The sequence below is a fragment of the Peribacillus muralis genome, assembly GCF_001439925.1.
Lineage (GTDB): Bacteria > Bacillota > Bacilli > Bacillales > DSM-1321 > Peribacillus > Peribacillus muralis.
In genome coordinates this window covers 1-14529 of record NZ_LMBV01000043.1, presented here as the reverse complement: position 1 = coordinate 14529, position 14529 = coordinate 1, and the positions used below count along the sequence as shown (strand labels likewise).

Annotated in this window: 11 protein-coding genes; 7 read left to right on the top strand and 4 right to left on the bottom strand. The window is 36.4% G+C overall.

Going from position 1 to position 14529, the window contains the following annotated elements; all coding sequences use genetic code 11:
- The 4 genes from ASU00_RS23400 to ASU00_RS23385 form a co-directional block, all read left to right on the top strand.
- Positions 1–619, top strand: a 619-nt coding sequence (locus tag ASU00_RS23400; RefSeq protein ID WP_330219562.1) for an exosporium glycoprotein BclB-related protein, incomplete at its 5' end; no start/stop codon positions are given.
- Between the two features lie 1101 nt (positions 620–1720).
- Positions 1721–2020, top strand: coding sequence for a hypothetical protein (locus tag ASU00_RS23395; RefSeq protein ID WP_057915845.1), 300 nt, complete (start codon positions 1721–1723; stop codon positions 2018–2020).
- A gap of 238 nt (positions 2021–2258) precedes the next feature.
- Positions 2259–2669, top strand: a complete 411-nt coding sequence (locus ASU00_RS23390; RefSeq protein ID WP_057915844.1) for a hypothetical protein — start codon at positions 2259–2261, stop codon at positions 2667–2669.
- The gene (locus ASU00_RS23385; protein WP_057915843.1) at positions 2656–3246 is read left to right on the top strand and encodes a hypothetical protein; all 591 of its coding nucleotides are present in this window, start codon (positions 2656–2658) and stop codon (positions 3244–3246) included. Before ASU00_RS23390 ends, ASU00_RS23385 begins: the two co-directional genes overlap by 14 nt.
- A gap of 260 nt (positions 3247–3506) precedes the next feature.
- On the opposite strand, the gene ASU00_RS23380 is transcribed toward ASU00_RS23385, so the two are convergent.
- Both ASU00_RS23380 and ASU00_RS23375 read right to left on the bottom strand, forming a co-directional pair.
- Entirely contained in the window at positions 3507–5162 is a 1656-nt protein-coding gene (locus ASU00_RS23380) for a helix-turn-helix domain-containing protein (protein WP_057915842.1), read from the bottom strand.
- Positions 5162–5638 carry a hypothetical protein gene (locus ASU00_RS23375; RefSeq protein WP_057915841.1) on the bottom strand — a complete coding sequence of 159 codons (477 nt, stop codon included), beginning with the start codon at positions 5636–5638 and terminating at the stop codon, positions 5162–5164. Before ASU00_RS23375 ends, ASU00_RS23380 begins: the two co-directional genes overlap by 1 nt.
- Positions 5639–6741: 1103 nt before the next feature.
- Here ASU00_RS23375 and ASU00_RS23370 point away from each other — a divergent pair.
- The gene (locus tag ASU00_RS23370) at positions 6742–7863 is read left to right on the top strand and encodes a hypothetical protein (RefSeq protein ID WP_057915840.1); all 1122 of its coding nucleotides are present in this window, start codon (positions 6742–6744) and stop codon (positions 7861–7863) included.
- A gap of 945 nt (positions 7864–8808) precedes the next feature.
- Here the strand turns inward: ASU00_RS23370 and ASU00_RS23365 are convergent.
- The gene (locus ASU00_RS23365) at positions 8809–9711 is read right to left on the bottom strand and encodes a hypothetical protein (protein ID WP_057915839.1); all 903 of its coding nucleotides are present in this window, start codon (positions 9709–9711) and stop codon (positions 8809–8811) included.
- A 576-nt stretch (positions 9712–10287) separates the two neighbouring features.
- Here ASU00_RS23365 and ASU00_RS23360 point away from each other — a divergent pair.
- Positions 10288–11538 carry a ParM/StbA family protein gene (locus tag ASU00_RS23360; protein WP_057915838.1) on the top strand — a complete coding sequence of 417 codons (1251 nt, stop codon included), beginning with the start codon at positions 10288–10290 and terminating at the stop codon, positions 11536–11538.
- A 69-nt stretch (positions 11539–11607) separates the two neighbouring features.
- Entirely contained in the window at positions 11608–12081 is a 474-nt protein-coding gene (locus tag ASU00_RS23355; protein WP_057915837.1) for a hypothetical protein, read from the top strand.
- 1185 nt (positions 12082–13266) lie between these two features.
- Here the strand turns inward: ASU00_RS23355 and ASU00_RS23345 are convergent.
- Positions 13267–13881: a hypothetical protein gene (locus tag ASU00_RS23345; RefSeq protein ID WP_057915835.1), complete on the bottom strand. Its 615-nt coding sequence runs from the start codon at positions 13879–13881 to the stop codon at positions 13267–13269.
- Positions 13882–14529: the final 648 nt, after the last annotated feature.

Genomic DNA, 14529 nt, shown 5'->3' with positions numbered 1-14529 from the left:
CCAAGGACCTCAAGGCGACCAAGGACCTCAAGGTGCTACTGGCGCTCAAGGATTCCAAGGACCTCAAGGTGCTGCTGGCGCTCAAGGATTCCAAGGACCTCAAGGTATCACTGGTGGTGGGGCGATTATACCATTTGCTTCTGGTGGGCCAGTAGTATTGACTAGTGTTTTAGGTGGCTTAGCAAATACTGGAGCTTTAATTGGGTTCGGAAGTTCTTTTGATACTGTTACCATTGGTGGAGGATCAATTACTCTAGGTGGTGTCGGGGGCGTTCTTGACTTCGCATTTGTCGCTCCTCGTGCAGGAACGGTAACGTCAATATCTGCATTCTTTAGTACGACTCTTGCAGCGACTTTAGGTACGGCCGCTACTATTAGTGCAGAAATATTTACGGCACCGGCAACTAGCAATACCTTTACTCCATCAGGCGCTTCTGTATCGTTAACGCCAGCATTAGGACCTATAATTGCCATTGGAGATACAGCTAGTGGCACTGCTGCAGCTGCGCTACCGGTTGCTGCGGGGGATAAATTATTACTCGTTTTCTCTATAGAAAGTCCAGTTACCCTTCTTACTACAATTGTAGGTTTTGCAAGCGCGGGTATCACGATTATTTAATATTTTGTTATAACTTCTAGTTAAGACAACAGGCACAGTACAACGGGAAGGATTTTAAATCTTCCCGTTTTTTTGTCTATTCTGTTTGAGATTAAGAATGTTTTATACATAGGGAATAGAACGGTGATTATGAGGTGCCCTATAATTTGTTACTTCTCCTTGCAACAGCCTCAAGGAGGTCTATCAACGATAAGCTAGATGTTGTTTCCCTTTATGTACCAAACCAAGGGCGATAGCAAAAATTGTACGTCACTGGTAAAATTGCCCTTGCATAAATATAAGTCTGGATAAACCTAATATTACATGGACAAGCATCATTACCGGCGAATTTTATAGCAGCATGCTGGAGTTTTTATATTTGAATGATCGGTATAAAATCAAAAAAAGTTGATATTACATATAACATTATGGATAGTTTTGCTCAGGAGACTATTTTCTTGAGTGGATCATTGTGATTTTCATTATCTTTGAGGTTGTCTTGACGAGCTTAGAAATTGTAGGATGGATGCCATGAATCAAGAATCTTATTCAACTATACTGGGTCTTTTCTACATAAAAGAAGGGAAAGTTCTAGTCCCTTTAGCATTTTGAAATTAGACATATGGAACACGAAATCCTACTAACTACAACTATTGAGTATTAAACTATTAGGGGATGGCATATTAAAGATATATTCTATCGAGATATATGATAAACTACATAAAATCTTTACGGAGGTTAAACCGACAGTGCTCAGTGCCTACAACATTTTTTGAATTAGTAAAGGATAGAAAATGGGGCTTATATTACGGAATTTTTTTGTAGCGCTCGCTCCAAGCAACTATTTGCTCAAACACAAGTAATTTTGATTTAAAGAATACTAGTCCTACTTGTCGTTCGAAATCAAACCTGATCTTATCTTCTCTTTTTTTCAGACTTGGCCTTTTATTATTTCACTTAGTCCAAACTAATCTAAACTAGATTGGAATTTCAAATACCACCAGACTAAATTTGTTCTTTCATTTCCATGATAAAACACGGCTTCTTATAAAAATCGATATTTGACCAAATGACATTTTAACCAGCAGACGTCCATATACTATTTTCAAAGGAGGAAGGAAATTGGTGTATAGACCTACCGTAAGATACCCGGACGTTTATAAAAGTTATATAGAGAATGTGTTTAAAGTGACTGATCTGGATCGTAATCAAATTATCCGTTTGGCCTTATTTATAGCTGCACACTCAAAAGAATATAAAAGTATTCTCCAAAAACATAAAATTGCTGACGTCCCTCTCCCCTGCCCGCATTGGGGGCGGGATGAAGATGGTTGCTGGAAAGATCAAAACTATATAAAAAAATATAATCTAGCCCCATTCAAAATTACTGAACAGGGTGGAATTAAGATTATTTTAAGTTAATTATTTCTTTTTAGATTCATTTGTGCTCTTTACGTAATGTAGCGTGGATGCCTTGTTAGCAAGCTTTTCTGCCAGTTCCTTTGAAATATCTTTACTCATTTCGTATCACCTCACTAAAAAAAGCCTTGCCAATAATTCTGTAATAAATACCTCCCTCCACTCTTGGCATAACAAAACGAACTAACCATCTAACCAACCAACCCAAAGAAAAAGACAATTTTAAAAGGGGGAATAGCAAATGGGAAAGGTTAAACATTTAAATCCGGTTCTATCTTCATCAAATAAAAAAATGATTGAAACTCAAAAAAGAAAAGTCCGGTCGGATAAGCTGCATGACATTAAGGTTCCCGTGGACGAGTCCGTGGACATGGTATTAAGAAAGGAATCCCGACGATACTGGAACGGGTCTAAAACAGCCTTTGGCACGGAAATACTGTTATTTGGACTTACACAGGTGCTCGTATATCCTGACGTCAACTATACAGACCAGCCTTATACGGTTCATTGCAAAGTAGATCATGACACTTATCAAAAAATAGGCGATTATGCGGACGTTTGGAAATGCAGCATTCGAAAAGCAGCTCATCGAATATTTGTAGAAGCATACAAAAAGAAACAGCTAGGGGGCGTAACTGATGGGGAAATATAGCCAAGCTAATCTTATTCATGAAGAACTTGCTTTAATTGGATCATCAAACTTCATAGGTAAAATTATCCATAAATTAAATAAATCTTCTACCGTCTTACTGAGTATAGACGTCCCCTTGAATCTATTTTTAAGAGCAGAAGTTTTTTGTGAAGATATTCAAGACCTATCAGACATGCATTTTGAACAAAATGACTTAATGAATCTTTTATATAATGACTTCTTACTTTTTGCGAAAAAGAATCCAGATTCCAAGTCCTTATTCCGATTGCTCACATCATTGGATCAGTATGCTGGTAAAGATTCAAGACTTGAAAAGTATGGGGAATCTTCCTTTAAATTAATCCATCTAGATAAGAACCAAGAAATGAAAACTTTGAATTTACGCATGAGAAGAAAATTCGCTTTGCGTGGAGAGGTGTTGCTTGCAGATATGGATGAAGTTCAACCAGAACACGGCTACACATTAGAAAAGGTATTTGAACTTCTTTATATTGATTTTATTGATAAGTTTAGAAAAGGTAATCATGTAGATGTCGTAGAAAATATCCTACGTCTTCTTGATGATGAAATTGAATAAAAAATACACGTAAGGGTAGCTTCAAAATCTATCACCACATACACTGTTGATAGACTTTTCTCACATACCAAAACTTCTCTTGTTGCGAGTTTAGATGTTAGGTAGACTACTAATCTTATCCTGCGTTTTTAACTTGAATAAGTTTAACAATCTAAAACTCCTAACATAAGAAATACCAGATCCTCCCCCTATTCATATGATGATGGAACATGATAGGTTGGGATGGAACATCTCAAAAAAAATAAGCATTGTTTAGATGCTTATTTTGCGTTTAACCACTCTTTCATTTTTTCTAAGCTGACTGTATATGGACGTTTAATTAAATTCCTTTCATATCGGGACAAGGTACTATGTGAGATTCCCATTTCTTTAGCAGCTTCTAAAATGCTTAATCCCCGATCGTTTCTTTCCTTATTCATCGTTCCAGGGGAAACCATTTTTTCTTCGACCATCTCCCTGGTAGCGACAGTCTCCTTGTCCGTCATATCCTTCAACATAGTTAATAAATTCTCTGCGTCATAGTCCTGATCACCAATCAATAATAAGTCCTGGTAATCTCCCATTCCCGTTATTTCATAAGGGGGTATGATTTGAACACGGGCCTTTAACCAGGTGTTTGCGAACCAATTCCTTTCCTGCTCTATTTGCTTCTCAAGGTTATTTTCCTTATAGCCCCAACCTTTTATTATTCCATCCTGCTGCAGGGTGTCCAATATTTCTTCAAATTGTTCCCTTATCCTTGAACCATATCTCGGGTTAACATCCAAATCCATGACTTTTAAAAGGCCTTTATCTCCACCGATATGATAAGCCCTAAGATAATCCGCACTCTTCTGGCGAATTCTCCATTGCCAAGACAGGTATCTGGATAAGCGTTTATGGTACTTTTGCTTAATTGGATGGTATTCAAGTGTCTTTAATGCAAGAAGCCCACTGCTCCTTTGGGAACCATACAAGAAGTTGGCAAGCAATTCCCCTGGACGAATGCTACATTCATAAATACCAATCGGGTTATCCCCCCGGTAGGCCACCGTCACACTATCAACCAAAAACAAGGGATTAAACTGAACTTGTCCAATTTCTTCAAAATCTCCCTGATCCTCATTAATGAACCTCAAATTCTCTTTTTCAATTCTAATCCATATCGTTGTAAGGGCGGCCAATCTTTTCATGATATCATCGCGCTCTTTTTTCCGGTAAGACATTTGATAGCCGTCTACATCTTCCTTCCGCCCTTGCAATCTCCTAAGATTCAAAGCGTCATCTGTATGGAAATGAATCATTTGGTCCTTATGTGTAGCCTGTTGCATCCAAAGAATAGAGACGATATCAAAAATGTCTGCGGTTAAGTCGTCCATAGACGTGATGGCTTGAGAGGTGAGGTTTTTCCATTGTTCGATGGCTACATTCGATTTCATCATCAAATAATCATTTTCTGCCCTCACTTGAGCCGTCGCCTCTAACGCCCGTTCCGCAATTCTTGCAGTAGGGATCTCAGTAGCAATGTCGAATTCATTTTTACTGATTGTCTCCCTTAATTTATGAAATAATAAGGCCGAACCGGACTCAGCGAAATTTTGATTCAATAAGGCATTTATCACTTCCCTATTGCTAGACTTTGGAGAATCGGAAGAATTCTCTTCTCCTAGTACTTGTATGTATGGAAGTACAAAATTTCTAATTTCATCTATGTAATCATCGACCCACAGTTCCATTTTCTCGAACTTCAAATCATATTCTTTCACCAAGCTATCCAAAATCACAAAAAATGCCTTTAAAGTTTGACTAGGCTGGTAATCATCTTGACCTGACATAAGTTGATTAATATCCATTTTCCATTCTACATAGATTTGAGGATAATCTGGGAAAATTGTTTTCATGACATTCAAGAATTTTGTTTGCAGGGTTTGTAACATTACTCTTTACCTCCCCTTTCTTCTATGTAATCAAGTGAGCACTGTTGGATGTAATCTTGAAAAACAACTGTTTCCAAAATACCCAAGTCATGCAGAAAGCTAATCGACTCAAAAGAAAGAAACTGAACGATCGGTTTTTTTTCCAGGATGGCATTTTTCAACTGTTGGACGTCCTGTTCCTGATAAAGGATAAAATTCCCTTTCTTTTCTTTCAGGTCATTAGGGGAATAGATAGTATCTTTAAAAGGTTGATTATGTGTACATTCATACACCCTCTCACCTTTTATATAATAAGTCCTGACACCAAAATCTTTCCCAGCCTTATAAAATTCGATTTGTTTTCGAAACCAAATGGGACCACTATATAAATGGACCACTGGTTTAGGCAACACGCCCCGCAGTTGATAGGTGGAAACCTTTCTGCGATCCCATCCGAGAATTTCCCCCACCTCTTTAACACCTACTAAAAAATCCATATTAGTTCCCCTTTTAATCTAGTAATATGGTAATTATGAGTGAGTGGTGTTGCTTTTGTCAACACACGGGTTAATAGAGAAATTTCTTATATTTGCTTTCATAATGTGCACTACAACACTTCTTTTCTGCAACAGCCTAGCTCTATTGCTCAAAGTAGTTCCAGACGGATCTGGACAGCTTTGATCTTTTCAATCTGACGTTTCCTCTCACTATACACAAGTCTCTTAGAATAAAATTTTTAGTGTTTATTTTCACTGAACCCTTACGTACATTTATTATTTTCTGTTCAATAAGAGAGAAAATGACGCTTACTTGCACAGGTATTTGTGCAAGTTTTGGAGATTTTCGTTCTATTATAGATAATCAAACCTGGTTATATAAGCATTTCTTTCAACTCTATCGTTCAGGGAAGACGTTTCCTTTTTCAATGTGCACACCAATATATGGGATTGCATCTATTCTTTCATTTGACGTTTCCTCTCACAATGTGCACATAGAGAAGGGGATAGAGATTTATCTCCCGTTAACACAACTATATAAACTCGACATCGTCTTGCACAGCTTATCCATGATAAACTGTGCAACTTTTTTCCGTTTTGACGTTTCCTTTCACAATGTGCACAATTCCCTATAGGTGATCTGAGATTCTTAAATGTATTTTAACAAACCAACCATTTACACTCCTAAATTACCAACAAAAATTAAGAAACCCACACAAATAGTGCCAAATTAATCTCTTTTTGTTCTAAAATGATCCAAATGACGTTTGCTCTCACACAAACTTGCACATATTTCTGTGCAAGTTTTTTTATTCATGCCCATTTTTGGATGGACTTTTTTATAAAAACACTGATATATCAACGTTTTCCCGAATTTCCTCCCCTATAAATTCTTGACGTTTCCTTTCACACCATGCACAAACCTTGAAAAAAAATGACGTTTGCTCTCACACAAAATTTTTTAGAGTTTTTTCAAACCCTTGCCCCCCAAGGGATAAGCGCCCGTTGTGCAACTTTGAAAACCCTTAATAAAGGACACCATTTCCTGTTTTTCCATTCTGCTATAATTAAAACTATAAAAATAGGCGAGAGGAGTGCCAAAAATGAAAGAATCTAGAATAAGAATCCATGGTTTTAAAATGCATCACGCTATCTTAAAAGAATTCCATTTTCTTCGTGATCAGTCATTTGAGCGCCCTTCTGCTTCTGCCTATGTCGTATATATGACCATGTTAAACCAATTACACGTAGAACAAAACCAACGAGGCATGCTTAAGGAATATAATCTTGCTTACTGGGCAAAGAAACTTGGAATTTCTTATTCTACCCTATGGGGAGGAAGAAAGTTCTTAGAAGATCATCATTTTGTGAAAGAGGAAATCCACGAAGGGTTACCTGTTATCGTGTTAAAAGATGTTGAAAAGTATAATACACCTGAACTTAATGGTGTATCTCTCAACTACCTAATCATACCGCATGCTCTTTTTGAAACGAATATTTTAGCAGAATTCGTACGGACCTCCAACCCGGAAGGAATTGAACTTCTCTTATCCTTACTTAACCAGTTCCGGACTGGCCTGTCTTTCAGCAAGACAGGTGAAATGGAGAAAATCAAACAAGAACGGACTATGAAGACACTCAAACTTCAACTAAACAAAAATGCAAAGGGGGTTCGTAAAACTTTAAGCGTTTTAGAAGCTCTATTTTCCATCGAATTCACAGGGGTGGAAATTCGCGGAAAGCAAATATGGATAAAAAAAGCCTCTTTTTCCTTGAAGCCGGAATGTGTGGAAGAACACTCGGATGAATTCAATGTCAACTCACTCATGGCGAAACTATCCAAGGAACTCACCTACTTCTTTGATGGACATCAAATTAAATTTAAACCAAGGGACCAAATTGATGTCATGATTTCCTATAAACAGGAAGTAATGAATAAACTGAACTATCTTATGGATGAGGACTATGAAAGCTTCACCATACGTGATCGATTCATGAAAAATTTCTTTTTACAAACAATGGATCAGATAGGAATTCATATACATACTGAAAAACAACGAAAAGGATCTTTCCATTTCTACTCGATTGGCGCCTTTTTCAGAATGGCCTTTAGAAAGTACCTTCCTGGGGCCTTGAAAAATATTCCTTATGAATTAATCCATGAAGCCAAAATCAAAGAATACACCAAAACCGGCCAAGCGCCAGAGCTGCACGGTGTAATTTAATAGCTAACCAGCCTTGTGAAAAAATAGGTCATTCACAAGGCTATTCGAATATACTCTCAAAAAGTAGAAAAGCCTTTACTTATAACAAAAGTCTTTCCTTTCCATATCTGCAACAGTTTTTGGCAGATTTATTGAGAAGGATTATTTTTTTGCGTCTGTTAGTCTCCGAATATTGCCTTGTGTAATAGTGGATATTATAAATATCATACTGTGTACTTGTGAATAATTTTAAAAAAGCCCTCTGTATATGTGACTTCTTTTACATTCTATATGTGGGAACGTGGAAACTCTGTTATAGCAACACTTATAAATGGCTAAATCCCTTCTGCCTCATGGGTTATACCCTACAATTAAAAATTGCCTATTAGTTTTGTTTCTTTTATTAAATTTGTTTTCTCTTATTAAAAATGCTTTTTTATTAAATTTGTTTATTTACGAATAAATTCCTTCAAAGAGAACAATTAAATAGTAGATTAATATGAAGAAAAAAAATCTAAATCAAAACAGCTTTCTTTTAAAAGATTACCTGTTGAATTTTTGTTAACTTTATACAATCGCCAATAGATTCCAAATTATAAATGTTAAGCTACGGACACCATTCTAGAGAACCGTTCACAAAAATCGATTTTACCAATATTTCTAATACTATACCATCCAGAGGATACAAATATAGGGCCCCTTAGATAGGGCCCTATATTTGTATCCTCTTCAATTCAATAAGGTCTTCTTCTCCCCTTTTTCCCCTCTTACTTGCTAAACATGTATAGAAAGCCAATGAGAAGCTATAGACCCCATCTTTGAACTGCATAAAGCAAATGACATTTTAACTCCTAGTATGAAACAGAAATATGAACTGCAGGAAAATTTTCCATAAAGTTCTAAAAGTTTAGGGTTAGCCGATTTTTTTCTCTCACACTTAGACCAAAAATTATTGAAAAGGGACCATTAATCTTCCATGGTTTGTTCTAGAACTTTATTTTCGTTTGTTAGAAGTGCTGTTTCAGATTTTAACCTTTTTTCTAAAGCGAGTGACTCTTCTTCAATTTGACTAATCTTCTGCTTTATTGTATTAATTTCTTCAAGAAACTCCACTTCTATATGGTCAGCTTTAATGTCTCGTTCATCCACCAGTATTTCAGCTTCTAAATCAAGAGTATCTTCTGTATTGTTTTTTGTAAAAAAAGAGAAAAAACCTGTATTCTTCTTTTGTTCCAAACTTTTGCGTAACACATTAGCTGCTTGTCGATCCATTTTTCGATTTAGCCGATGATTTTTAATTTTTTCTTCAATGACTTCAATCTGTCTTTGTCTATCAGCTATCCCCGTTCTTCGTCTTAGCAACTCCACTTCAATTAGATTGATCGTATTTTGTATAGTAAAAGTTTTCATCATTACATTTTGCCTTCTATCAAATTCAGAAAATAATTGATCTAAAGTTTCTTCATTATATTTACTCCCTTTTGCTTTCCCACCATTTTGTTGGGGGATCGATTTTAGCGATAACTTAACTTGGATATCGGAGATTGTTTCGCCCCTCTCAATTGCCAGTAAAGTCATATGGATTTTAAAAACGCTCAGGTACGGCAATCGTTTTTTTCTGCCTTCTACATATATTTCTAAGTATCCCTCTAGCATCCTAACGTAATACCTTAGGGTCGAATTAGCTATATGAAAGATTTTATCTGAACAATCAGTAGTTGAATACATGGCAATCGGATCTAACTCTAATATATCTGTCTTAAATAGACTGCCACTGTATTCTTTATCAAGGACCAACGAAGTATATAATGCATCGTCACGAAGTGCTTCTTTAATGAAATCCTTATTAACCTGGACTCTATTTGTCACGATAACCCTCCTCTTAACGCTAGTTTAACTAGAGCTTATTTTTATCTCCCTATCGCTAAGCGTCAATTTAACTTTATCTATAGTTTACCTACTAGATAAAGACTAATCAACTAAGTTTGCTGGCAGTAATAGAAAAAATGAAACAGATTCGATTCAAACTAATCTAATCTAGTTTATTTTGAAATTATTAAACTAGATTAGTCTAGTTTAATAAGTGGTTTTCTTTTTTAGGCTCTAAGTTAAAACACCGATAACGTCAAATTATCGGTGAATAACAGATGTAAAAAATCCTTAGCGATAACTTGCTGGAATATATCGTTTGTAAAAAACCAGTTAAAACACCGATAACGACAACTTATCGCCAAAATATCAATGTGCGTTAACCAATCACTCAATGTTTTTATGTTAATAACTAGATTAATTTTTATATACCGATAAACTATCGGTATAAGAATAGCGATAGTTTATCGGTAACGACAATCTATCGCTAGTTTATTATTGACTTTGATGAAAAGCCTCTATATATTGAATGTAAGTAGAACAGACTAAACTAGATTAGTTTGAAGGGGGAAGATTATGACAAAAATTGATTTTTTATTCAAAGAGGATTATTTAATTGCAGGAGTAGATAGTGGGAACATCTCTAATAAAATTACGTATATCGACCAGAATGGAAATGTTGCCTCGCTAAATATTGCGAGTATAATCGGGGAAAACGCTGAAACTACGGCCGAAGACATGCCAGATGAGAGCGCAGATAAATCTTTTCCAGATGATATGATTCTTCATTTACATATTAAAAGTAAAGCCTTACCTAAGAATCGAACAAATTCTTATTATACAGTAGGGGAGTATGCCCAAATATCAACGAATGACAAAAAAAATTTAAGAGAGACCAGCAGTGATGCAAGAGATAAATTAGGGAATGAAATCCATGTAGTAACAACTTTGGCGGGATTAGCCTTAGCAGCTTGGAAATCAGGTAAGACCCATACGGTAGACGTACCATTGAGTTTTGGACTACCAATAGAAGAGGCCAAACAGGCGTCTTCGGAAAAAATAAACTTGTATATGGGTGAGCATGAAATTACTGCAATAAAGGGGCCATATAAAGGAAAAACCATAACCCTTAATATTACAGATGTTCAGCTTAATGTGGAAGGCGTAACGAGCTACTTGGCATTGGCCTTTGATTTAGTAGATGGGGAAGTGGTGGAAACCGAATTTTCATCACAAATTCATGACGAGTTTGCAATAGCTGATTTAGGAGCTGGAACATTGGATTTAGCTCTTTATGATGAAAATGGTTTAAATTCAACTAAATCCACAAATCATCTGATAGGTACAAATAAATATATTGATTTAATTATGAAAGAAGCTGCAGAACTTAAGGAATTTGATAGCATACGGGCCCGTTTTGAAAGAGTTAATAAAACACCTAAGATTTCCTTTACACGTGAAGAATTCATGAGGAAGTTCATCAAGCCGGAAATCGATAAAATGATTATAAAGCCTAAGTATTCTCCTATCTTTAAAGCGACCTGGCAGTCTAAAACCGCAGATATTACAAAGATTGTTGATAAATACACGAAACAATATGCCGAAGAAGTGAAAGATAAAGTCATCCGGTATTTTGTTGATACAAACGTTGGGCAAATGATTATTGTTGGGGGAGGAATTCTCTTCGCCTATCAACACTTAGCTGAACTTAAAGATGAAGATTGTTTATTTCCTCCGAATATAGATCAAGCCAGTTTCTTTACTAGTAAGGCGTATCTCTTGAAAAATATTATTGCTGAAATTGAAAAGCAATCAATTGAAGCTTGAATATTAAAGAAATGAGAGCAGAAACATCTTCATGTAGTTATGTAGTTGTGATACAAGGTGGTGGGAACGTTGTCCAATAGAAAAATCACTCCAGGTCGCGGTATTCAATATACCCCAAAAACTTCAATAAAATGGGCTAATGAATTTAATGAGTTGGCAGACAGCTTTAAAAGCAGAAATGAACTTATTAGCGCGCTTATTGAAGATGGATTAAAGGTTCGAAATGGATCTTATAAGGAACAAGGTATTTACCTTCCACTAGACGCCTTTGCGAATGAACAATTAGCAATTTTGAAAACAGAGGAAGGGCAAAGGATTCTTTATAACATCGTTTCTTTAATTGTCGGAAATCCCGCAGGGGCGGCGCTTGCCCAGCAAATGGTGCAGCCGGTACCCGAGAAAAGTAAGCTTGCTTCCTCACCAATCAGCCTGTCACAAGGACAAATGAATCCTGAAGAAGATACTAAGGAAGGTAAGGTTCAATCAAACGAAGCCCTTTCTAAACTATTGAAGTTGGGGAAGATGACGAATTTAAAGGGATAGAAAAACCATATATACTTAAGAGGCTAATGAGTTGAATTAGCCTCTCTTTCTATTACTCACTAAGTCTGTCCGTCAGGCACTCTTCAATTAGAAAAGCCTTAAGGCTTTTGAAACCCCTTAAGGGCGTTTATAGCGTCAAAAACCTTTGTACTTACTTTTTTTATTTAATAAAAATTAAAACACCCTTAGAAATCCAATAAACAGCAATCCTCTAATCTCCGAATCTAACGCATTTTTTCCCATTTCTTTAATCATCACACCACTATTCTTTTTACTTTTCACCCCTTTCAAACTCCATTTATATTTACAACTCACTCCTAGCCAGCGACAAGGATTTATTACGGCTATAGAGTTAGAAAAAGAGCATAAGGAATATTTTTTTTGAGTGTTAAAATGCCCATTGTACGATTTAACCAGCCTTTACAGGTATTTAATTTTTTTTCGAATCTAATAAATAAATAAAAACGGCAAGGTTGCCTTTTAAAGGGTTCTAAGAGGGAAGATGGAAGGCCAAATTTCAGGAATGAAGTGAAAAGGATTAAGCCAGAATGAGTTAGCTTGCAAATGTAGCGATAAAAATACAGCAAAGACCGCAATTAAAGGGGCTTTGCTTAAAAATCCTTATACTTGGCTGGTTATAGCAATCGGCTTTTTCTTGGCCGGGTTGGTTGTGCTATAGTTGCCTTGTATTTAATGGCTTACAGTAACGAGGATGGCGCAGATAGTAACATGAGCAAGGAATTTATACCAGGGGGAACAGCTCAAATTTTTTTCCGGAGGTTTTAAGATATAAGACGCTTGTCAGGAAATACGCGTTACAAAATGGAGTGGGTGTTTCCCTTAATCTTTATCGGGAGCAGGGTCTTTTTTATTGTCCTCTAAGGAGGAAATACTATGTTCCTAGCAGGTAGAATCGAAAATTTTAAAGAGTACAGCAAGTTTAGCAGCATAAAAGAATTTAACAACACGATTGAAATGTTCCTATCCGAACATAAAAAAAGATTTCACGAAAGGAGAACTCGTCGCTTTCAAACGCCTGGTCCGATTCTCCGCAAAATACTCAGGTGTAGCCAACGCCAAGATCGGAACGCTCCTAAAAGCCATCAATGAAAAATTGAATGGGTTTGGGGTAAGCAAATCCACAAGTGTTCTAAGAAAGGAGCAGCATGTATTGGAGAAGGGCACTTATTTGTATTTTTTAACTAAATCGAGGATAGCAATTTCAATAAGATCGGATTTATTGAATTTCTGTTGGTCTGCGAAGCTATCCAGCAAAGCCCCAACTTCCTCATTTATGACAATCGTCTTCCGTACCTTTTTGCCTTTTTCTAAAGTCACTACTCTTTGATACAAGTCATCTCCATGACTATCTTGCTGGTCGTTAAGAACATATCCTCTTATTAAATCTCTAAGAATCGCTCTTTCTTCTGGTGTGAATTCTGTGTGAAGCGAACTTTTATCTTGAGTTCGTACGCTATTCACATCGAGGGGGATAGGATGTGAATCCTTTTTCGTGTCGTGTGAACTTTGATTCACATTGAATGCATGTATAGGTGTAGTCTGTTTCACCTTAGGGTGACTATTCTTCGATTTGATGAACTCAAACACTGATGTATAAAGAGGTTCTTCCCCATCACCTACATAGTGCCAGCCCTTTTGACCAGAGTTTCGATACTCATATCCAGCATTGTGTAAAGCTTCTTTTAATTTCTTCTCACCAATATGAACTTTCTCTTTTGCGATCTTTGCTATGGTATTTCCGGTTATCAATAGGTCGTCCAATATTTCCTTGATTTTCATGATTCACATCTCCTTCACGCTGATATCACTCTTAATTCACCTATTCTACATTCTGGTGTGAATTCCCTCCGATATTTCGAACGGAATTACCAAATTACCTTACACCATATACCCCTATTCAGTTCTAGCCAATGTCTTTTCAAATGTTCTAGATATTTAGTTTCTTTAATGTGATCTGAATTCCTTTTTAAAAAAAGGAAAATGCCCCCACCCCGGCGATAGACTGCCTAGCTAATCTTCTGAAGAAACTACTAAGATGAACAACCATGCAACACTAAATCGTAGAATAAGAGTCCAATTGTTTTCTAGTAACCATTGGAAATGTAAGCGCTTTCTGTTATAATAAAAATGGGTTGGATGGCATGTGTGGCTGTCATAATATCTGGCGTAGGCGGGGCCGATATCGGAAGAGGACTTAGAGGAAATATCCTTTTTTAGTTGAATAAAATCATACATAAACCTTAAATGTGAAATACGATAAACCCCTTTGCTCCCAAGGGGTTTATTTTGTATAACTGCGAACAACATGGCTAAGTTTCGTCGAAAAAACCAATAAAAAAGTGAAATAAAAGAGAAGGTTTGGTATTATCCCCTTCAGGTAGACAGAGAAAAAAGAGAACATGATAAAATGTTCTTAACTGTCAATCT

What these genes read in the sequence shown, in the direction of transcription:
- ASU00_RS23390 (WP_057915844.1), top strand. Translation starts at nt 2,259, where the DNA reads ATGGGAAAGGTTAAACATTTAAATCCGGTTCTATCTTCATCAAATAAA.
- ASU00_RS23385 (WP_057915843.1), top strand. Translation starts at nt 2,656, where the DNA reads ATGGGGAAATATAGCCAAGCTAATCTTATTCATGAAGAACTTGCTTTA.
- ASU00_RS23380 (WP_057915842.1), bottom strand. Translation starts at nt 5,162, where the DNA reads ATGTTACAAACCCTGCAAACAAAATTCTTGAATGTCATGAAAACAATT.
- ASU00_RS23375 (WP_057915841.1), bottom strand. Translation starts at nt 5,638, where the DNA reads ATGGATTTTTTAGTAGGTGTTAAAGAGGTGGGGGAAATTCTCGGATGG.
- ASU00_RS23370 (WP_057915840.1), top strand. Translation starts at nt 6,742, where the DNA reads ATGAAAGAATCTAGAATAAGAATCCATGGTTTTAAAATGCATCACGCT.
- ASU00_RS23360 (WP_057915838.1), top strand. Translation starts at nt 10,288, where the DNA reads ATGACAAAAATTGATTTTTTATTCAAAGAGGATTATTTAATTGCAGGA.
- ASU00_RS23345 (WP_057915835.1), bottom strand. Translation starts at nt 13,881, where the DNA reads ATGAAAATCAAGGAAATATTGGACGACCTATTGATAACCGGAAATACC.